Here is a 17,978-nt window from a genome sequence, read left to right on the forward strand (position 1 = left end):
AAGGGCTTGCGCTTGTACCAGATAGCCCATTTATTGACGTTCTAAAGTGAAAAATGTAATTTCCGGCGGCGCCAAAAAGCGGTAAGGTTCCCTAGTAGTGCCTAGCCCTTTATTCACATATAGAGTCAAATCATCAAAATAGTAAAAGCCTTCATAAAACTTGGATCCAAGAGGAGGAGTAATAAGCGGACCGAAAAAGGGAATCTGCACTTGTCCTCCATGGGAGTGTCCGGAAAGTTGAAGATTTACATGAAACTGCTCTGCTATAGAGTCAGCTGCATCCCCTTCATGGGCCAATAATATCGTATAAGCATCTTCAGGGATATTACGCAAAGTTTCATTAAAATCAGGTCTTCCCAGCATCAAATCATCCACACCTGCAATGTATATTTGACTTTTGTCTATTAACTCTATGGTAGTATTCTCATTTTTTAACACAGTGAAATCGGAAGACTCCATAATTTCCTCATAAGTCTCTGTTCCATATCCTCCATGGTCGTGGTTTCCATAAATCGCAAATTTGCCAAGTGGAGCTTTGATTTGTTTCAAGATATTTATAAGGTTATAGGAGCCATCGTACTCTAATGGATTGTCCATCAGATCTCCAGTGAAAAAGACAATATCAGGTTCCTCTTCATTTATAAGGCGTACTACTTTTTCTAATTCTGCTTGTCCGAAATGATGGCCAACATGCGTATCAGAAAATTGAGCAATCTTTATTCCGGAAAAACTTTTAGGAATAGTAGAGTGCTTAACTTTATGTTTTAATATGTTCATTTGTTTTGGTTCTATATATCTAGCATAAAAATAGCCTACACCAGTTGTCAGCAAAGCGGTGAAGACTATTGTAAAGATACGTTTAAAAAAGCCTCGCCTCGTCATTTTACTCATATATATATACCAACCTTACCTAATATGATATCAACCATTATAGCACCTTTTAGAGAGGAATTTCTCTTTCTATCTTTCTACTTTTATATGGAAACTTTTTGTATAAATTTTATAAAACATTTTAATTATTTTGAATATTAGGTTAGAATAGTATAGAGACATAGGATTGGGGGAGATTTTATGGGAGAAAAGAAAGTTGTCATCGTTACGGGTGGCTCTAGCGGTATGGGGAAATATATGGCGTTGAAGTTCGCTCAAGAAGGTTATAATGTGGTGATTACCGGTCGTGATCTTGATCGCCTTGCGCAAGCTAAAGAGGAGATTCAGGGACATGATGGTGAGGTATTGACAGTGCAGATGGATGTAAGAGAGCCTGAGCATGTGGAGAGAATGGTTAAGTTGACGGACGAAGCATTTGGTAGAATTGATGTGCTTGTCAACAATGCAGCCGGTAACTTTATCTGCCCGGCTGAAAAATTATCTGTTAACGGTTGGAAGTCTGTCATTGACATCGTCTTGAATGGAACGTTTTATTGCAGCTCTGCCGTAGGGAATTATTGGATGCAAAGAAATGTGAAGGGCAGCATGATTAACATGGTAGCAACTTACGCTTGGAATGCGGGAGCAGGTGTGGTGCATTCTGCTGCTGCGAAAGCAGGAGTACTATCTCTTACTAGAACCCTTGCGGTGGAATGGGGAACAAAATACGGAATCCGCGTAAATGCAATTGCTCCAGGACCTATCGAAAGAACTGGTGGGGCAGACAAATTGATGCAATCTGAGGAAGAAGCTAAAAAAGTTGCGGAAAGTGTCCCATTGAAGCGTTTTGGTACACCTGAAGAAATTGCAGAATTAGCATTTTTCCTAAGCTCCGAAAAAGCAGCCTACATAAATGGAGAATGCGTAACCATGGACGGCGGCCAATGGCTCCAACCATTCCCGTTTTAAGTTATAGTGATTTATAGCTGTTAATTGGAGCAAAAGGCGAAGACTCCTGCGGGGGAGTAGCGGCAATGTTGAGACCCCGCAACGAAGTGAGGAGGCTCAAGGTCGCCCCGCGGAAAGCGAAGCCATTTGCGGAAATTAACAGCGGTTGTAAAGAAGGTAAAAGCTCGAGTAAAGCAATTTTATTGCTTTACCGGGCTTTTTTTCATACTTGTATACCCGTTTTGCTCATACTAAGCAAAAGCAACAAGGAGGAAACCCAATGAGCATTTATTACAAGTATGACTGGGACGAAGAAAATAAAGAATTAACAGTATATATTAACCCAACAGAAGCATTCTACGAGTTTTCCGTTGAATACGCCAGTAACCATGAAAAATTATCAAAAAGAAAAAACCTACTGGATTCAGCAAGGAAATTGGCCTCAGAAGTATTGCCCAAAGGGACGGTTGTCAACAGCTATCGAGTGAAATTTCAACAATTTCTCATAGCTGTACTAGATGAAAAGAATGGAGCCACAAGAGAACTGTTAGAAGGTCCAGCTTGCGGAAGTTACAAAGTGAAACAAAATGAAACGTTAAAAGACATATCGCAAATGTTTTCAGTTGATGAGAATAGCTTAAGAAAGGTAAATCAACTTGATGGTGATACCATATTTGTTGGGATGAACATTAAGGTACCTTGTTATCTTCACACAGTGGTAACTTCAGACAGCTTACTAAAAATAGCTAAGAGATATGATATTTCACGGGATTCAATTAGACGATTAAACAATCTCGATACTGATTGCTTGAAAATTGGCCAAGAATTAAAAATCCCAAAAAGAATGCAATAAAATCCTGTCACCTTTTTATTTTCGCGTCATAAATTGGGCTAAATCATGATATAATCGTTCCAAACAAGACAAAGGGGAGAACGAGATGGATCCACTTGATATTATGACAAATATCGAAAAGGTCACCCCTTATTATCAAGCAATTTTCAGTGCTGCTTCCCAAGAAGTCATTGGGTATGAAGTACTTGGAAGATTCCAGATGGAGAACGGTGATGTGAAAAGTTTAGGGGCATTTTTTCGTGATAAAACAGTGCCTGGGGAATACCAGCTCGAAGTGGATAAGGTTATCATAAATAAAGCTTTAACCTATTATACCGAGCAAGATTGCACGTCGAAGTTATTTTTCAACCAAAATGCAGAACTTCTTTTGGAAGATCAGGGGGAATCCTTGCTTGAACTCTTTCTATCCTATGTTCCAAAAGGGTTAAAGCTTGAGAATATTGTAATTGAAGTAGATGAACATTCATCTATGGAAGGGGAGGAATTTCTCCAACATCTTTTCAATTACTATAGGACTTATGGTATCCAACTTTCTGTAGCAAATATCGGGGATGCTGGTGCAAATATGGATCGAATTGGACGCTTAAATCCTAATATACTAAAGGTTAATTTAGAAATCCTTCGTCAATCATATGAAGTCGCGGCCCACCAAGATATTTTGTATTCTTTATCCATTTTATCTAGGAAAATAGGAGCTGCATTAATGTATGAGAACATGGAAGCATCTTTTCAATTACAGTATGCTTGGAGAAATGGTGGAAGGTACTACCAGGGTTACTATCTGCATAAACCTGAACCTAATTTTATTGACATTTACCATGCAAAAAATGTTCTTGTAGAAAAGTTCCAACAATTCATTCGTTATGAGAAAAGGAAATTGCAAGCCATTCACCAGTTTACCGGTATGCTTCAAACTAGACTTCAACCACTTATTCTGAAAGGACATAACCTTGAAGATTATGATGAATGGTTGAACTCCATCGCGGACGAACTAACAAACATCAGCTTCAGAATGTATGTTTGTGATGAAAATGGATTTCAGCTTTCTTCGAATCTCACAAAAGATAATGGAAAGTGGAAACCAGACAAAAGTTATAAAGGGAAAAACTGGAGTTGGAGGCCATATTTCCTTGAACATGTCATGAAAATGACTATCGAGAAAAAAGGAATATTATCCGACTTGTATAGTGATATTGAATCAGGTGAAAGTGTTCGGACCTATTCTTGTCTGATTAATCAAAACCGGTTCCTATATGTGGATATTTCTTATGAGTATCTATATGAAAACCAGGATCTTTTATAAGCTATGAATAGAATTTACCCGTTTGTTTACCTTAAGAGTATAGTATGCTCGGTGAGGTGATAGAAATGGGTTCTTTTGATTTTATTTTGCTAATAGTGGCATTGCTTATTTTAGCTGGTGGAATGATTTACACTTATAAAGTTGGTCGGCAGTCAAGTACGCAGTCAGCAAATCAGGATTCTTCTATCGATGAGAAGGTTCAGGATCATTATGTGCTAAGAAATCCTGTTTTTTTAACCTACTTAATTGCGGCGGTATTGGTATTGTCATATATCGTATATGCAGGACTGAATTCCAACTGGTAATGCAAAAACCCTTACATAAAATGTAAGGGTTTTTGTTTTATCCGTATTTTTGTTTTGTCTTTAAAAATGAGGGTAAAAGTTAATAGAGTGAATAATTTGTCAGTTTTCAACGTAATTTTACGAACGGTTACGAACCCTTGTCCGCTCTGTTCTTGATACAATTAGAACACATCATCTGAGGAGGAGAATGGATTGCTTAAAAGTATGACAGGAATTATTGCCATTATAACCATACTATTTTACGGATCAAATTATGCCAGCGCTGAACAATCCCCTAGAGACGAAGAAGTTTATACCTTTTTGAAAGATGCGTTTCAATCACAGCTTTCCTTAGGAGAGAAACATCGTTCTTTAGAAGAAATTGACCTGGTATTAGATCCGTATTTTACAAAAGAATATCAACAATCATTTCTTAAGGAGCATTTATTCGAGGAAGAAGCAGGCTATATAACATACGGAACCGACTTTCCCGCTTATTACATTCCTTTCTTTAGCTATGATGAAGAAACGAAGGTGATGGAAAGCAGTGAGGATGAGATAATCATATATGAATTTTTCACATCTGAGGAGGATATGCCAAGCCTTTATGATGACCACTATGAGTACGTAAAGCTACAAGAAACACCTTCAGGCTGGAAAGTGAATGACTATGGGTTTGAATATGAGATGCCCGATTTTGTGAAAAACAATGAAAAAAAGAAACAAGAGGACTTAATCGTTACTAAAGGCTCGGTGAAAGATGTAAGGATGAATCGAATCACCCCATTTGGAATGTTTGCCTATCCCTTTTTTCATTCCTTACCAGTAACGATCGGGATGATGGCATCTCAATTACTTCATGATTATAATCAGAATACCTTTCTTGTGACAAGATAATCCCACTAGCAAAGAGCGTGACAAAACACGCTCTTTTTTAATGGTAACAAATAAAATGCTTTCTTCTACCGTCTTATTAATGGTATGATGTATTTTCTTGCGGAATCAGGTTCAGAGACTTATTCCTCTATACCTAATAAATTTTGCAGCTTTGACAGGTCAAATCCTTTTACAACCTGCTCATCGACTGTTACAGTAGGAGTGGAATAAGACTGTAATTCATGTACTAAATAATCTCTTGCTTCTAGGTTCTCAGAGATGTCAATCACCTTATAGGAGATATTATGGTGTGTTAAAAATTGTTTTACCACCTGACACGGGGGACAATCAGGTTGAGTATAGACGGTTATATTCATGGATACAGCTCCTCGTAAGAAAAAATTCACAACTTCGCATGTTTTATTCGTCATTTTAGACTACAATAAAAGGGAAGTTATGTTCGAACATTATTATAAATTTGTATTCCTAACTTTTATTTTACCGGATATTGAAAGGTTTTGTACAAAAAAACGAATGGCCTTACAAAACAAGGTGAATGATATAGGTAGGAAGGAATAGAAGGAGAGTTGTTACATGTCACTATTAGTAGGGATTGTAAAAAGATTGAATGATTTAAAGGAAACATCAGAAGCAGGAAATGAACCAGCACAACGCTTTTTTGAAGTAAACGGAGAAAAAGTGTGCAGCGTGAAATTCTTCGACAAGACCAATACATATGAATTGGAAGTATTTCTAAAAGGGGAAAACCCTAAAACATATCAATTTGATAATATTGATATGATTGCTATTGAAATATTCGACCTGATCCACTAAGAATTCCAGGGAAACCCTGAATTTCGAAATGGAGGGAAGTTACATGGGTAAAAACATTGATGATTATATAGATAAAGGGCTTAAAGGAACACCGGAAACAAAGGCAAGTGAGAGACGGGAATACCTCTCGCAAATTCGTGAGCGAATTATTCTTGCATTGACAAACGGCCAAGTGATCCAGCAAAAACCTTATAAGCCCATTGCAGATCTAATGAAAAGATACCCTTCTTCCAAACTGTATCTGGATGGGGAATTGGATTATATACATCTTTCCAAATATATTCGGATTGCGAATGATAACAATATCCCATTTACTATTGTCGACGATAAAGCGTCCTCTACCAATATTGGACTAGTCCTTTCTAGTCCTACAGCAATTGATAAAGAAGATATCTTTGTATCAAAGGAAGAGTTTCAACGACATTTATAGTAGGAGTGGTTTACATGATGCCAACGGTTCATTGTCCTAAGTGCAATCGAGAAGAAGAAATGGATAAAGTACTTACTGCCCATTCAAATCAAAATGTCATGTATCGATGCCCGCATTGTGCGTATTCGAAGTCACAAATCCATACAAGTAAAGGTTAACCAGGCTGTCCATCCACAGCCTGGTTTTTTTGTGTTTATGATCTGGTTGATTTCCGTTCCAGGCGCTTCGCTTGCCTGCGGGCGGTCCGTAAGCCTCCTCACTCCGTTGTGGGGTTCTCACCTGTCCCTTCCTCCCGCGGGCGTCTGCGCGCCTTCCACTCCAATCAACAAGGTTATTCCATTCACCGTAAGTTTAGAAAGCAGTCTAACCTAAATAACGTAAAAGCATAACCTTTTGCTCATGTAATTCCTAGCTGTGGAATGGAGCAAATGGCGAAGACTCCTGCAGGGGAGTAGCGGCAATGTTGAGACCCCGCAGCGAATGCGAGGAGGCTCAAGGTCGCCCCGCGGAAAGCGCAGCCATTTGCGGAAAGGAACAGCGGATTAATCAATCACCTAATGAATGATTTTAGATTAAAAAGGCTTCCGAGTTTTTACTTGTTTTTTTGCGATCAACAGCTGAAAATTCATTGGATTTAACGTATAAACTTTTGATAATCGCGACAATAATGTAGATATATTTGTCATCCAACCAGCTTGAACGAAGAAAACACTACTTTTTTGGGAGAAAGGAACATATAAGTATAAGGGAAAGTACGGAAAAGGAAGTGGATAAATGGATAACCCCAGCAAGTTTATTAATATTACCCACGGCTACCTTACTTTTGAACAAGCTTATGAAAAGATCCTTTTGTTTATCCAAAAAGACGTGAGGGCCCCATACTTACTATCTATCGGTACAGATTCGCATGTTCATCAACAGGAAACCAAATTCATGACAGCGGTGCATTTGCATCGGGTTGGTAAGGGTGCTTGGGGTTGTGTAAGACCATACATCGTAAATAGAGCCATTAGAAGCCTGCATGAAAAAATTTCGCTTGAGACTGCTTTAAGTCAAGAAATTGCGATGTTATTTACAATGGAAAAATTGGAAAAGATACAAAATCTTTTACTGCCACATTTAGAGCATGGCGCGGATTTCCATTTTGAAATTCATCTCGATATTGGACAAAAAGGTGCTACAAAAGATTTCATACAGGAAATGACAGGTCGGATTACTGCCATGGGCCTAGATGCCAAAATAAAGCCGGATGCTTATACAGCCTTTTGTTACGCAAACCGCTATACAAAGTAAAAACAATCGTGGAAAGGAGGGAAAATGGTGAAATGGTGACTTTAACTCAAGAGGAAAAAGATCTGTTGGTAACCTTATTAATATCAACTGACGTGGCCAAGGAATTGGTAATCAGTGAAATAAACGATATAGAGGTGGGGGAAAAGGAACTTGAGACTAGAACCTATCAAAAACTGATTGAACTGTATGATAAAATCTCATAGCGGGACGTCTTCCAGTAGCTGCCTAATCTAGGGCAGTTTTTTTGTTTTACTCTTAATTTTACAAGTTTTAAGTTAATCTTTGTCGAAGAAAGACGATTATTTTATTTTGGTTAAAATTCGAGTCCAAGTCATATTTGTGCTACAATAATATTGGTCAATTACACAAAGTGGCATATAGTATTAGAGAGTAAATATAGAGAGGAAGAACATTTATGATCAGCCTCCAAAGTAGTAAAGTATTAGGAGCAACCATTAAAGATTTAATTATTCCAGCCGAACGGGTGGCACATGTGCAAGTTAAGAATAATCTGGAACACGCTTTACTAGTTCTGACTAAAACAGGATATACAGCTGTTCCTGTTCTAGATCCTAAATATAGGTTACATGGTCTTGTCAGCACTACCCACATTATGGATTCTATACTTGGATTAGAGCGAATTGAATTTGATAAACTTGAACATATGATTGTTGAAGATGTGATGAATAAAGAACTTCCTTGTTTAAATGTAACGGATACAGTGGAGAAGGGTTTGGAGTTACTAGTGGACCATCCTTTTGTCTGTGTACAAGATGAGAACGATGTATTTGAAGGTATCCTGACCCGTCGTACAATCTTAGATAGATTAAATACACATTTTCAAACGAATGAAACGAAAAAAGACCCTGAAGCATAGGGTCTTTTTTTGTTAAAATTCAAGGTTGCATTAATTTGGTTAAAGGGTACAATTTACATAGAGTCACGAAATATATGAAGCATACTAAGAATCTATAGAGTTATTCAATAGAGAGAGAAGGGAAACATATGGGAACTGCAACACTTGAGAGGCAAGAAGTGAAACAAGCCTCACCAAACAAAACGAAGAAGGCATTGGTCCTAGCAGCTATTATGCTGGCAATGTTCATGGCAGCCATTGAAGCGACGATTGTGTCTACAGCGATGCCGGCAATTGCTGCAGATCTTGGGGGATTCTCTTTATACAGTTGGGTATTTTCTTCCTATTTATTGATGAATGCTGTAACAGTCTTAATATATGGAAAACTGTCGGACCTGTTTGGTAGAAAACCAATCCTTACATTTGGAATTATCGTCTTTTTAATCGGATCTTTATTATGCGGAATGGCTACTTCCATTGAAATGTTAATCGTGTTTCGTTTTATTCAAGGTTTTGGGGCAGGAGCCGTTATGCCGATAGCCTCCACTATTGTGGGGGATATGTACACAAAGGAGGAACGGGCAAAGATACAAGGGTATTTATCGAGTGTATGGGGAATCTCTGCAATCTTAGGGCCAGCTATAGGCGGATTGCTTGTTCAGTATGTTAGCTGGAGATTTGTATTCTGGGTAAATATCCCTTTAGGCATTTTAGCCATTATCGGTCTGTATCTCTTTCTGCATGAGGGAGTGGAAAAGAAGAAGCACTCCATTGACTATGCAGGAGCTGGCTTATTATTTGTATCTGTAAGTTCATTCATGCTTGTCATGGTAGAGGGCGGTGTAAGGTGGGAGTGGATTTCAGCTCCTGTATTTAGCCTTATTTCCTTATCCTTGATAACTTTTATATTCTTTATTTTGCAAGAAAAGAGAGCGAAAGATCCAATGATGCCGTTTGATATATGGCAAGAAAGGTCTATCTTAATTGCCAATACGACTTCGTTGACAACAGGTGTCATGTTAATTGGTATTTCTAGCTTCCTACCAGCATTTGTGCAAGGTGTTATGGAAAGGCCACCGATTGTTGCAGGCTTCACCCTGACTACCATGTCCATTGGATGGCCAATCGCTGCCATGATAGCAGGCAGGCTTTTGTTAAAAATAGGTTTCAGAACCACTTCCATTATTGGAGGAGTTGCGCTGATACTTGGAAGCATCATTTTTATTGACATTGAGCCCTGATGACGGTCCAGTCTGGGCTGCATTTGGTTCGTTCATGATTGGAGTCGGAATGGGGTTTTCCACAACTGCCTTCATCGTCTCTATACAAAGCACCGTTCCTTGGCAAAAACGAGGAGTCGCAACAGCATCCAATATGTTTATGAGAACGCTCGGAAGTACCATTGGAGCAGCATTGTTAGGTGGAATCTTGAACTCAAGAATTCAGGAGCATCTACGGGAAAATGGAGCCTTGGATCAATTTTCTTTAGACTCGACGACGCTTCTTCTTAATGAGGAGCAGCGCAATCAACTTACAGAATCCATGAGAGTCTTGCTTCAAGATGGACTGACTTCCGCACTTCAGACCGTTTACCTTGTCGTTGCAGGATTTGCGGTCATCAGCTTTTTATTAATATTGCTCTTACCTAAGAAAAATGAAGAAAACGGCAACTCTTAAGGATAATAATTTAAGAGTTGCCGTTTTTTCTTTTATTACAGAATAATTTTTATAGACAAATAGAGTATGAGAAAAATAGAAAACGCGCTAAGTATCTTTTGCCAAGGAAGAAAAGCCAGCCTGTTAGCCAGTTTAATTGCAGTTTGAGCACCTACAAAAGATCCTAACCCTAAGGCCACCCCGACCCTCCAATCGAAATACCCCATGGAGAAGTAAACCCAAAATGAGACTGTGCAACTTGTAAAAGTTTGGAGTCTTGTTAGTCCAATGCTGGTAAGAAAAGAATGTCCAGCATTTAAAAAGGAATGCATAAGCAGAGTAGCTTGCCCTGGACCGAATAAACCATCGAAGGCGCCAATACCTATATAAGTTGGATAAAAAAGCGGGGTAGGAGTTCCGGTGTTTTTTGTTTTTTTAAAATTCGATTTTACGATATTTAGAATGGTGGCAATGAACAACAACACCAAAGCAACTTTAAGCAAGACTTCCTCTGTAAGAAAGGAGGCCAGCAATGCACCACTGATGCCTCCAATGATGGTAAAAGGCACAATGGATAAACCAAGCTTCAATTGAACTTGTTGCTTTTTCCATATCGTGTAAAAGCTAGTGAATGAACTAAAAGAATTTGAAAACTTATTTGCGGCAATCGCGGTATGAATAGGTACTCCCAAAAGTAGCATAGAAGGCAAATTAATAAGGCCGCCGCCTCCTCCGAGGGTTCCGACGAATGTTGCGATAAAACCAATTAAGGTAAGATAGTAGTAGGATGTTTCCATTGATGTCACCTTCTTTCAACGGTACTTTCTGTTGCTACTTCAGTGTATGCTTTTAAAAGTCATAATGAAATGACATTAATATTAAGATATACTATAAGAAAAACTTATATTGAGGGTAGTTTATGAACACATCAGAATTTCAAATTTTATCGGTATTGGCAAAAGAAAAAAATATGAGAAAAGCATCTGAACGCTTATTTGTTTCCCAACCTGCTTTATCACAAAGACTGCAATCCATTGAAAAAAATTGGAATACGAAAATATTTATCAGAACGCAAAAAGGATTACTAATTACACCAGCCGGAGAAAAGATTGTGGAATTTGCCGAAGAGGTACTGGCAAAAGAAGCGAAGGTAAGAGAAGATATTACTTCTTTGGATAAAGAAATTTACGGGACCCTTAAAATTGCAGTGGCCACCATCATAGGGCAATATTGGCTGCCTAAAGTATTGAAGAGATTTATTCAGAAATATCCAAATGCGAAAGTCTCTCTTGTAACAGGTTGGAGCAGTGATATTGTCAAAAGTTTATATGAAGATGAAGTTCACTTGGGGATTATTCGGGGAAATCCGGAATGGAAAGGGGTAAAGAAACATGTGCTGAGAGACAAACTTTACCTGGTAGATACGGAAATAAAAGAGCTTTCTGAACTTGAACTTACAGAGCGCCCGTTTATCCAATTTAAGAGTGATTCGACCTATTATCAAGAAATCCAAGTTTGGTGGCATAAGAAATTTCAGGCACCGCCAAAGCGCACAATTGTGGTAGATCAAATTGAGACATGTAAACAGATGGCGTTGAATGGAATCGGCTATGCAATCCTGCCGTCCATCACCTTGCAGGATGATTATGATAACATTAAAAAAATTCCGCTAGAAGAAGATGAAGTGTCCAATTTGCACCGGGATACTTGGTTAATTGGATATGAGTCTTCCTTTAATTTAAAGCAGGTAGAGGCGTTTCTAGAAGTATTAGAGGAATATGAACATGGAGGAAAATGATCCTTCTATTGAGATAATATTGGATTATCTAGAGAAGAAATAGTAATATAAAGCTTTAAGATACTAGACTTAATATTAAGGTGGAGCACTTTTATGGAATGGAAAAATATTTTTCGCGGAATGTTAATGGGTATCAGTGATGTGATACCTGGTGTAAGTGGAGGTACGATTGCTTTTATCTTGGGAATTTACGACCGTTTAATTGAGTCAATAAGCGGGATTTTCAGTAGAGATTGGTTAAAGCACCTTAAGTTCCTTATTCCTTTGGGTATTGGGATTGTAGGAGCATTGTTAATCTTCAGTCATCTGCTCGATTACTTGTTACATACCTATCCACAACCGACCATGTTCTTATTTTTAGGATTGATTATTGGTGTATTACCACTACTAGCTAAAGAATCTAATATGTTACAGACATTTAAAGCACAACATTATTTTGCCCTTTTACTTTCCCTCGTATTGGTTGGTTCTATGGCATTCTTGCAGGAGTCCACAAGACCGGTAATTGAAACTTTAACTCTTGGATCAGCCATCAGTCTGTTCTTTGCTGGCTGGATTGCTAGTATGACAATGCTTTTACCTGGTATCAGTGGCTCGATGGTATTATTGATTCTTGGTTTTTACACCACAGCAATCGCGGCACTTAAAGATATCAATATCCCTATCATCCTTACTATCGGTGCAGGAGTTGCTGTCGGATTTATCATTTCAAGTAAACTGATCAAATACGTCTTAGAGCACTTTCCGAAAATTACATTTGCAGCTATCATTGGCCTTGTGATGGGATCGACGCTAATTGTTTTCCCGGGCTTTTCCCAAAGCATGCTTGCAAATGTAATTAGCATCATTACCTTCATCATTGGTTTAATTGTGGTTCAATTTATCGCACGCACAAATGAAAAAATGGTTGCCAAAAGAGAGACAGAATGAGTCTCTCTTTTTCTATATGAAAAATGTATAATTTTTTTTACTTGTCACACTTTTCTTTGTTTGATAGAGTAAAGGGATAAAGACTTATTGTTTTAGGAGGAATTACATAATGAAAATGATGGATGCAAACGAGATTATTTCTTTTATTCAAAACAGTACTAAATCCACACCTGTAAAGGTTTATGTGAAAGGTGACGTGGAAGGCATCGACTTTGGTGCTTCCTCAAAAACTTTCTTAAATGGCAATAGCGGAGTTGTATTTGGCGAGTGGGCTGAAATTGAAGTGGCTTTGAAAGAGAACGAAGCGAAAATTGAAGACTTTGTAGTGGAAAACGACCGTCGCAACTCTGCCATTCCTCTACTTGATATGAAAGGTGTAAAAGCTCGTATCGAGCCAGGCGCAATTATCCGTGATCAAGTGGAAATCGGCGACAATGCTGTCATCATGATGGGAGCTTCCATCAATATCGGATCCGTAGTTGGAGAAGGTACGATGATTGATATGAATGTTGTACTTGGAGGACGCGCTACAGTCGGTAAAAACTGTCACATCGGTGCGGGAACTGTTCTTGCTGGTGTAATTGAGCCACCTTCTGCTAAGCCGGTTGTCATCGAAAACGATGTAGTAATTGGAGCAAATGCAGTAGTACTAGAAGGCGTTACTGTAGGAAAAGGTGCAGTTGTAGCAGCTGGAGCCATCGTTATTGATGATGTGGCACCATATACAGTGGTAGCTGGAACACCTGCAAGAAAAATTAAAGATATTGATGAAAAAACGAAGTCCAAAACGGAAATTAAACAAGAACTTCGTCAATTATAATAAAGAAGAAAAGAAAAAAGGCGTGGGTGCTTAACTCCACGTCTTTTTCTTAGAAAGAGAGGAACTGTCGTGTCTAACTTAATCAATCCCTTTATACAGATAAGAAGAGACCTGCATCAAATGCCTGAAAAGGGATTTCAAGAAACGAAAACACAAGGATATTTGCTTCGTTATATATATAACCTCCCTCAGGATCATATAGAAATTAAAACTTGGGAAACTGGGATTTTTGTAAGAGTTCACGGAACCAATCCGACAAAAACAATTGGTTACAGAGCGGACATAGATGGATTGCCTATCACGGAGGAAACAGATCTGTCTTTTCATTCTTTACATGAAGGAATGATGCATGCATGCGGACATGATATGCATATGAGTATTGCCCTGGGAATCCTGACTCATTTTTCTCAGAATCCTGCATCTGATAACATCCTGTTTATGTTTCAACCAGCTGAAGAGGGCCCTGGTGGTGCGTTGCCGATGATTCAATCAGAAATCTTCAAAGCCTGGAAACCGGATATGATCGTTGCCCTTCATATCGCCCCTGAATATCCAGTCGGTACGATTGCTACAAAGCAGGGGCTTCTTTTTGCCAACACTTCGGAGCTATTCATCGATCTTAAAGGCCGTGGAGGTCATGCAGCGTACCCACATCAGACAAATGATATGGTAGTTGCTGCATGTTCGCTGGTAACACAGTTACAAACGGTTATTGCCCGTAATGTAGATCCACTCGACAGCGCGGTTATTACAATTGGGAAAATTACAGGTGGTACCGTCCAAAACATCATAGCGGAGCGTGCGCGGCTGGAGGGGACAATTCGTACCCTATCCGTTGAAAGTATGAAAAAAGTAAAAGAGCGGATAGAAGCACTTGTTCATGGCGTGGAAGTGGGATACAACTGCCAAACAACTATCGATTACGGCAGCATGTATCATCAGGTGGATAATGATCCTGCACTTACAGAAGAGTTCATGCAATATGTATCGGAAAACACCAATGTTCGTGTAGTGGAATGTAAAGAGGCGATGACGGGTGAGGATTATGGGTACATGATTGAAAACATTCCTGGGTTCATGTTCTGGCTTGGAGCGGAATCGCCATATGGACTGCATCATTCAAAATTGAACCCGAACGAAGATGCTATCGGTGTAGCGATTAGTACCATCATTTCTTATTTCAATTTCAAAGCGAACTGACATATTTATTTTCGTCCCTTGTATAATTTGGCGCTTGAAAGCCAAATTAACAAAGAGGAGGTGGATTACATATGCCAAAAATCGGTGTAGAACAATCCTTAACAGATGTTCAACAAGCGTTGCAACAAAAAGGTTACGATGTTGTTCAATTAACGAATGAAAACGACGCAAAAGGCTGTGACTGCTGCGTTGTAACGGGAATCGACAATAATGTAATGGGTATCTCCAATAGTGTCACTGCTGGTTCTGTAATTGAAGCTAGCGGAATGACAGCTGATCAGATTTGCCAACAGGTGGAAAGCAGAATAAACCATTAAAAAAAGAGCCGTGATGGCTCTTTTTTTTGGTTGGAGAAACGGTTGATTTCCGTTCCAGGCGCTTCGCTTGCCTGCGGGCGGTCCGTGAGCCTCCTCGGCTTCGCCTGTGGGGTCTCACCTGTCCCTTCCTCCCGCGGGCGTCTGCGCGCCTTCCACTCCAATCAACAAGGTAGTTTCATTTGCTTTAAGTAGTTTAATCCTTTTTCTCAATATAGACTTGATGTGGAAACGGGATTTCGATACCGTTTGCATCAAGTGCTTCTTTAAGGGTTTTGCGTAACTTACGTTCTACAGCCCATTGTTGCATGTTTTCGGTTTTCGCGATGATGCGGATGACCACATCAGAAGCACCAAGGCCTTGAACACCAATTACATTTGGACCTTCAATAATGGATTCATCTTCTGCTGCAATCTGTTCGCATACGTGTTGCATCACTTCGATTGCTTGGTCGATATTATCATCATAGGAGATGCCGATATCAATCAACGCCCTCATGTTTCCACGAGAATGGTTGGTTAAATTCGATATTTCGCGGTTTGGTACATAATGCAAGGAACCGTCGAAATCCCTAATCTTTGTTGTACGCAGGCCCACTTCTTCCACAATTCCTGAAAAACCGGCAGTTGTAACATAATCATCAACATCGACTTGTTTTTCTAATAGAAGGAAGAAGCCTGTCACAACATCACTGACAATTCCCTGTGCCCCGAATCCAATGGCAAGGCCAACAACCCCTGCACCTGCTAAAATAGCAGTTGTTTCAACGGCAAATACATTTTCAAGTACCATAATGACAAGGAAAAAGATTAAAGCATATGTAAAGATGTTAACGGTTAGCTTCTCTAGGGTTTTTGCCCTTCCAGGAGAAATCCCCTGTTTTTGTGACGCTCTTGCGAATGCACGCGTAATGATTTTGCTTCCTATGGATTTTACAATTGTATAAACGATGAGAATCACAATAAGTTTCAGAAAAAGAATACCTAATGCAGTCAATATTGCGTAGAAATCAATATCAGATAAATCAAATACCATATAACGATTACTCCCTTCCTAATTAATTTATGTATGCTCTAATAAGGCATTATAAAGGATTCGTTTACGAAAACCAAATGATTTACGGAAAAGGATTGATTAAGCTTATTGTTTTGTTCTTCAAGGAAAGAATGGTAGTATAAGGTGTGAGAAAAAATTCCCATTTATCATCACGCTATATATAGGGAATACCAACAAGGTGAAATTTGATAAATGAACATTTTATTAAATTCCTTATTTAAATTAATTATCATTTAACATTGACTAAAAATAATGTGTGGTATATAATAGTTGATGTTGATTAAATAACTAAATGAGAAATATCTATTGATTTTCTCATTTGAAATTACAACTTGGAGGGATTTACAAATGGCAGAACGCATGGTAGGTAAACAAGCTCCACGTTTTGAAATGGACGCTGTATTACCAAACAAAGAATTTGGAAAAGTAAGCTTAGAAGAAAATATGAAAAACGATAAGTGGACAGTACTTTTCTTCTACCCAATGGATTTCACGTTCGTTTGCCCGACTGAAATCACTGCAATGTCTGATCGTTACGAAGAGTTCGAAGACTTAGATGCAGAAATCATTGGAGTATCTACTGATACTATCCACACTCACTTAGCATGGATCAATACAGATCGCAAAGACAACGGTCTTGGCGAATTAAGATATCCTTTAGCTGCTGACACTAATCACGTTGTATCTCGCGACTACGGTGTTCTTATTGAAGACGAAGGTATCGCTCTACGTGGATTATACATCATCAGCCCAGAAGGCGAACTACAATACCAAACAGTATTCCACAACAACATCGGCCGTGATGTAGAAGAAACACTACGTGTACTTCAAGCATTACAAACTGGCGGACTATGCCCAGCTAACTGGAAGCCTGGACAAGCTACATTATAATTTGATGCAACCTAGAATAAGGTCTAACGTTTTCGTTAGGCCTTTTCTTTGCACTACATAGATAAAACTAGGAGGTTGTTACGATGAAATTACGTTCCCCAATGCCTGAATTGATAGGCGCAACAGAATGGTTGAACGGACAGGTGACAAGAGAAGACCTTATTGGAGATAAACCAACTCTAATCCATTTCTGGTCTGTTAGCTGCCATTTATGCAAAGAAGCGATGCCTCAAGTGAATGAGTTTCGCGACAATTATAAAGATAAGTTGAATGTAGTAGCTGTTCATATGCCACGTTCTGAGGACGATTTGAATCTTGATTCTATTAAGAAAACGGCTAATGAACATGATATCATGCAGCCTATTTTTGTGGACAGTGAACATAAGTTGACAGATGCATTTGAAAATCAATATGTTCCAGCATATTATGTATTTGATGCAGAAGGTAATCTTCGTCACTTCCAAGCTGGAGGCAGCGGAATGAAGATGCTAGAAAAACGTGTGAACCGTGTTTTAGGTGAAATGGAAAAATAAAATGTTTAGACAAAGGATTACCTTTATTGGTGATCCTTTTTTGTGTACAGATTCTATTTGCACCTTCACTTTCATATACTCTAAAGTTGTTCACTTATCTCAGACTAAAGACGTAGAAAACATAGGTCTTCCTGTCACTTACCATGTCTTAAGTAACCTAATAAAATAATAGTATAAATAATTTAAATTTTTCTAAAAAAGACTGGATAAATATTTCGAAACTCGATATATT

The 17,978-nt window shown here is 38.7% G+C and carries 22 protein-coding genes and 1 pseudogene; 19 read left to right on the plus strand and 4 right to left on the minus strand.

Annotation, left to right across the window (positions count from 1 at the left end; genetic code table 11):
* Positions 1-30 precede the first annotated feature (30 nt).
* Positions 31-891: a metallophosphoesterase gene (locus M313_RS0103990; protein WP_010192697.1), complete on the minus strand. Its 861-nt coding sequence runs from the start codon at positions 889-891 to the stop codon at positions 31-33.
* A 180-nt stretch (positions 892-1,071) separates the two neighbouring features.
* On the opposite strand from M313_RS0103990, the gene fadH reads away from it, so the two are divergent.
* The 5 genes from fadH (at position 1,072) to M313_RS22645 (ending at position 5,155) form a co-directional block, all read left to right on the plus strand.
* Positions 1,072-1,839 carry a 2,4-dienoyl-CoA reductase gene (gene fadH, locus M313_RS0103995; RefSeq protein WP_010192699.1) on the plus strand — a complete coding sequence of 256 codons (768 nt, stop codon included), beginning with the start codon at positions 1,072-1,074 and terminating at the stop codon, positions 1,837-1,839.
* A 259-nt stretch (positions 1,840-2,098) separates the two neighbouring features.
* Positions 2,099-2,671: a LysM peptidoglycan-binding domain-containing protein gene (locus M313_RS24500; RefSeq protein WP_010192703.1), complete on the plus strand. Its 573-nt coding sequence runs from the start codon at positions 2,099-2,101 to the stop codon at positions 2,669-2,671.
* Between the two features lie 85 nt (positions 2,672-2,756).
* Positions 2,757-3,974 carry an EAL domain-containing protein gene (locus M313_RS0104010; protein WP_010192705.1) on the plus strand — a complete coding sequence of 406 codons (1,218 nt, stop codon included), beginning with the start codon at positions 2,757-2,759 and terminating at the stop codon, positions 3,972-3,974.
* Between the two features lie 44 nt (positions 3,975-4,018).
* Complete coding sequence (locus M313_RS0104015) at positions 4,019-4,279, plus strand: hypothetical protein (RefSeq protein ID WP_050780629.1); 261 nt, start codon at positions 4,019-4,021, stop codon at positions 4,277-4,279.
* Between the two features lie 192 nt (positions 4,280-4,471).
* Complete coding sequence (locus M313_RS22645) at positions 4,472-5,155, plus strand: DUF3993 domain-containing protein (RefSeq protein ID WP_010192708.1); 684 nt, start codon at positions 4,472-4,474, stop codon at positions 5,153-5,155.
* A 119-nt stretch (positions 5,156-5,274) separates the two neighbouring features.
* On the opposite strand, the gene M313_RS0104025 is transcribed toward M313_RS22645, so the two are convergent.
* The gene (locus M313_RS0104025; RefSeq protein ID WP_010192709.1) at positions 5,275-5,511 is read right to left on the minus strand and encodes a glutaredoxin domain-containing protein; all 237 of its coding nucleotides are present in this window, start codon (positions 5,509-5,511) and stop codon (positions 5,275-5,277) included.
* Between the two features lie 217 nt (positions 5,512-5,728).
* Between M313_RS0104025 and M313_RS0104035 the strand changes: the two genes are divergently transcribed.
* The 7 genes and pseudogenes from M313_RS0104035 (at position 5,729) to M313_RS22650 (ending at position 10,224) form a co-directional block, all read left to right on the plus strand.
* Positions 5,729-5,968, plus strand: a complete 240-nt coding sequence (locus M313_RS0104035) for a YkuJ family protein (RefSeq protein WP_010192712.1) — start codon at positions 5,729-5,731, stop codon at positions 5,966-5,968.
* Positions 5,969-6,011: 43 nt separating this feature from the next.
* Positions 6,012-6,398: a YueI family protein gene (locus tag M313_RS0104040; RefSeq protein WP_010192714.1), complete on the plus strand. Its 387-nt coding sequence runs from the start codon at positions 6,012-6,014 to the stop codon at positions 6,396-6,398.
* Between the two features lie 14 nt (positions 6,399-6,412).
* The gene (locus M313_RS26080; RefSeq protein ID WP_087942032.1) at positions 6,413-6,556 is read left to right on the plus strand and encodes a hypothetical protein; all 144 of its coding nucleotides are present in this window, start codon (positions 6,413-6,415) and stop codon (positions 6,554-6,556) included.
* 616 nt (positions 6,557-7,172) lie between these two features.
* The gene (locus M313_RS0104055; protein ID WP_010192720.1) at positions 7,173-7,691 is read left to right on the plus strand and encodes a ribonuclease H-like YkuK family protein; all 519 of its coding nucleotides are present in this window, start codon (positions 7,173-7,175) and stop codon (positions 7,689-7,691) included.
* 32 nt (positions 7,692-7,723) lie between these two features.
* The gene (gene abbA, locus M313_RS25545) at positions 7,724-7,894 is read left to right on the plus strand and encodes an antirepressor AbbA (RefSeq protein ID WP_010192724.1); all 171 of its coding nucleotides are present in this window, start codon (positions 7,724-7,726) and stop codon (positions 7,892-7,894) included.
* A gap of 212 nt (positions 7,895-8,106) precedes the next feature.
* Positions 8,107-8,568 carry a cyclic-di-AMP-binding protein CbpB gene (cbpB, locus tag M313_RS0104065; protein WP_010192727.1) on the plus strand — a complete coding sequence of 154 codons (462 nt, stop codon included), beginning with the start codon at positions 8,107-8,109 and terminating at the stop codon, positions 8,566-8,568.
* Between the two features lie 128 nt (positions 8,569-8,696).
* Positions 8,697-10,224: pseudogene (locus M313_RS22650) on the plus strand (MDR family MFS transporter).
* A gap of 35 nt (positions 10,225-10,259) precedes the next feature.
* Here the strand turns inward: M313_RS22650 and M313_RS0104075 are convergent.
* A complete protein-coding gene (locus tag M313_RS0104075; protein ID WP_010192729.1) occupies positions 10,260-11,000 on the minus strand; it encodes a sulfite exporter TauE/SafE family protein in 741 nt (246 codons plus the stop codon).
* Between the two features lie 122 nt (positions 11,001-11,122).
* Between M313_RS0104075 and ccpC the strand changes: the two genes are divergently transcribed.
* The 5 genes from ccpC to M313_RS0104100 all read left to right on the plus strand — a co-directional run bounded on the left by ccpC (position 11,123) and on the right by M313_RS0104100 (position 15,268).
* Complete coding sequence (gene ccpC, locus M313_RS0104080; RefSeq protein ID WP_010192732.1) at positions 11,123-12,001, plus strand: transcriptional regulator CcpC; 879 nt, start codon at positions 11,123-11,125, stop codon at positions 11,999-12,001.
* Between the two features lie 93 nt (positions 12,002-12,094).
* Entirely contained in the window at positions 12,095-12,931 is an 837-nt protein-coding gene (locus tag M313_RS0104085; RefSeq protein ID WP_010192735.1) for a DUF368 domain-containing protein, read from the plus strand.
* A gap of 109 nt (positions 12,932-13,040) precedes the next feature.
* On the plus strand, positions 13,041-13,751 hold the full coding sequence (gene dapD / locus M313_RS0104090; RefSeq protein WP_010192738.1) for a 2,3,4,5-tetrahydropyridine-2,6-dicarboxylate N-acetyltransferase: 711 nt from the start codon (positions 13,041-13,043) through the stop codon (positions 13,749-13,751).
* Positions 13,752-13,820: 69 nt separating this feature from the next.
* Entirely contained in the window at positions 13,821-14,951 is a 1,131-nt protein-coding gene (locus M313_RS0104095) for an N-acetyldiaminopimelate deacetylase (RefSeq protein WP_034774155.1), read from the plus strand.
* A gap of 71 nt (positions 14,952-15,022) precedes the next feature.
* The gene (locus M313_RS0104100; protein ID WP_010192741.1) at positions 15,023-15,268 is read left to right on the plus strand and encodes a YkuS family protein; all 246 of its coding nucleotides are present in this window, start codon (positions 15,023-15,025) and stop codon (positions 15,266-15,268) included.
* A 193-nt stretch (positions 15,269-15,461) separates the two neighbouring features.
* Here M313_RS0104100 and M313_RS0104105 read toward each other — a convergent pair whose 3' ends face one another.
* Complete coding sequence (locus M313_RS0104105) at positions 15,462-16,301, minus strand: mechanosensitive ion channel family protein (RefSeq protein WP_010192744.1); 840 nt, start codon at positions 16,299-16,301, stop codon at positions 15,462-15,464.
* Positions 16,302-16,670: 369 nt separating this feature from the next.
* Between M313_RS0104105 and M313_RS0104110 the strand changes: the two genes are divergently transcribed.
* Positions 16,671-17,213: a peroxiredoxin gene (locus M313_RS0104110; RefSeq protein ID WP_010192747.1), complete on the plus strand. Its 543-nt coding sequence runs from the start codon at positions 16,671-16,673 to the stop codon at positions 17,211-17,213.
* A gap of 83 nt (positions 17,214-17,296) precedes the next feature.
* Complete coding sequence (locus tag M313_RS0104115) at positions 17,297-17,746, plus strand: TlpA disulfide reductase family protein (RefSeq protein WP_010192748.1); 450 nt, start codon at positions 17,297-17,299, stop codon at positions 17,744-17,746.
* Positions 17,747-17,978 lie beyond the last annotated feature (232 nt).

Origin of the sequence: Bacillus sp. m3-13 (genome assembly GCF_000175075.1) — a bacterium.
Taxonomy (GTDB): Bacteria; Bacillota; Bacilli; order Bacillales; family Bacillaceae_I; genus Sutcliffiella_A; species Sutcliffiella_A horikoshii_C.

Coding starts and splice junctions, on each gene's coding strand:
- M313_RS0103990 (WP_010192697.1), bottom strand. CDS start 891: ATGAGTAAAATGACGAGGCGAGGCTTTTTTAAACGTATCTTTACAATA.
- fadH (WP_010192699.1), top strand. CDS start 1,072: ATGGGAGAAAAGAAAGTTGTCATCGTTACGGGTGGCTCTAGCGGTATG.
- M313_RS24500 (WP_010192703.1), top strand. CDS start 2,099: ATGAGCATTTATTACAAGTATGACTGGGACGAAGAAAATAAAGAATTA.
- M313_RS0104010 (WP_010192705.1), top strand. CDS start 2,757: ATGGATCCACTTGATATTATGACAAATATCGAAAAGGTCACCCCTTAT.
- M313_RS0104015 (WP_050780629.1), top strand. CDS start 4,019: ATGCTCGGTGAGGTGATAGAAATGGGTTCTTTTGATTTTATTTTGCTA.
- M313_RS0104025 (WP_010192709.1), bottom strand. CDS start 5,511: ATGAATATAACCGTCTATACTCAACCTGATTGTCCCCCGTGTCAGGTG.
- M313_RS0104035 (WP_010192712.1), top strand. CDS start 5,729: ATGTCACTATTAGTAGGGATTGTAAAAAGATTGAATGATTTAAAGGAA.
- M313_RS0104040 (WP_010192714.1), top strand. CDS start 6,012: ATGGGTAAAAACATTGATGATTATATAGATAAAGGGCTTAAAGGAACA.
- M313_RS26080 (WP_087942032.1), top strand. CDS start 6,413: ATGATGCCAACGGTTCATTGTCCTAAGTGCAATCGAGAAGAAGAAATG.
- M313_RS0104055 (WP_010192720.1), top strand. CDS start 7,173: ATGGATAACCCCAGCAAGTTTATTAATATTACCCACGGCTACCTTACT.
- abbA (WP_010192724.1), top strand. CDS start 7,724: ATGGTGACTTTAACTCAAGAGGAAAAAGATCTGTTGGTAACCTTATTA.
- cbpB (WP_010192727.1), top strand. CDS start 8,107: ATGATCAGCCTCCAAAGTAGTAAAGTATTAGGAGCAACCATTAAAGAT.
- M313_RS0104075 (WP_010192729.1), bottom strand. CDS start 11,000: ATGGAAACATCCTACTACTATCTTACCTTAATTGGTTTTATCGCAACA.
- ccpC (WP_010192732.1), top strand. CDS start 11,123: ATGAACACATCAGAATTTCAAATTTTATCGGTATTGGCAAAAGAAAAA.
- M313_RS0104085 (WP_010192735.1), top strand. CDS start 12,095: ATGGAATGGAAAAATATTTTTCGCGGAATGTTAATGGGTATCAGTGAT.
- dapD (WP_010192738.1), top strand. CDS start 13,041: ATGAAAATGATGGATGCAAACGAGATTATTTCTTTTATTCAAAACAGT.
- M313_RS0104100 (WP_010192741.1), top strand. CDS start 15,023: ATGCCAAAAATCGGTGTAGAACAATCCTTAACAGATGTTCAACAAGCG.
- M313_RS0104105 (WP_010192744.1), bottom strand. CDS start 16,301: ATGGTATTTGATTTATCTGATATTGATTTCTACGCAATATTGACTGCA.
- M313_RS0104110 (WP_010192747.1), top strand. CDS start 16,671: ATGGCAGAACGCATGGTAGGTAAACAAGCTCCACGTTTTGAAATGGAC.
- M313_RS0104115 (WP_010192748.1), top strand. CDS start 17,297: ATGAAATTACGTTCCCCAATGCCTGAATTGATAGGCGCAACAGAATGG.